Origin of the sequence: Acinetobacter sp. YH12098, assembly GCF_013419235.1 — a bacterium.
Lineage (GTDB): Bacteria > Pseudomonadota > Gammaproteobacteria > Pseudomonadales > Moraxellaceae > Acinetobacter > Acinetobacter amyesii.
The window spans coordinates 1-1,107 of sequence record NZ_VPAO01000102.1; the positions used below are offsets into that span (position 1 = coordinate 1).

At 38.8% G+C, this 1,107-nt stretch carries 1 rRNA gene and 1 pseudogene; both read left to right on the top strand.

The window, feature by feature from the left end:
• Window positions 1-251 precede the first annotated feature (251 nt).
• Window positions 252-366, top strand: a 5S ribosomal RNA gene (gene rrf / locus FTU38_RS16735).
• Between the two features lie 178 nt (window positions 367-544).
• Window positions 545-982, top strand: a pseudogene (locus FTU38_RS16740) (MFS transporter); the annotation flags it as partial.
• Window positions 983-1,107 lie beyond the last annotated feature (125 nt).

Genomic DNA, 1,107 nt, shown 5'->3' on the forward strand with positions numbered 1-1,107 from the left:
ATGAAGCTGACCAATACTAATTGCTCGTGAGGCTTGACTATACAACACCCAAACAGTTGTTGTATCAAGCATCAATTGATTCGATATTAAGCAAAATAACTTGATTTAGTTAACGCTTAAGAACAAATGAGAGTATAATTAAGCACTGCTTAGTTCTACTCGCAAGAACTCAGATATGATCTGTTAATAACTCATTTGACCAAGCAACGGCACTGAAAAGATAAGACCAAATGCAAAGTCATAACAGTTGTGCTGGCGATAATAGCAAGAGTGAACCACCTGATCCCTTCCCGAACTCAGAAGTGAAACCTCTTAGCGCTGATGGTAGTGTGGGGTTACCCATGTGAGAGTAAGTCATCGCCAGCTCATTATTCAAAACACCCCCTGACTAGTGCAGGGGGTGTTTTTTTATGCGTGATGAAAAGGGAAGAAAAAGAGGAAAAGATAAAGTAGAAATATAGAAGAAAAGCTTCATTCATTTTTATGTGATTTATAAATTAAAGACTGAAAGGCGTATACTATCCGTGTCATTGATGGAAAGCTCATGTCTGATTTAGCCTCAAATTCTCCTTATATTGAATATGGCACACGGCCATTTCTTGCCATTTTATTTTCTTTATTTTTAGCGGGCTTCGCAATTTTTTCATCGTTGTATTGTGTACAACCGATGATGCCCATTTTTGCTGATTATTTTCATGTCAGTCCGACACATAGCAGCTTTCCATTATCTTTTTCAACCATTGCCTTAGCGGTAGGGCTGCTGTTCACTGGTTTGATTTCAGATCGATTCGGCCGTAAGCCTGTCATGGTCACCGCTTTATTTTTGGCAGCGTCACTTTTAATAATCAGTTCTATATTTCCGCTTTGGGAAGTATTTCTACTGAATCGCGTGCTGATTGGTTTAAGTGTGAGTGGTGTTGCTGCTGTTGCAATGACTTATATTGGAGAGGAAATTGCGCAAAAAGATATAGGCTTTGCAATGGTGTCAACGGCATTCTAAAATTGACCCCTTTTACCTTTCAAATGGCAAAGTAAAATTGACCCCTTTGATCTCGTATTAAGTTTCAACCTGGGGCTGAATCCCAATTCTTTTTTTATCCTTCAAAC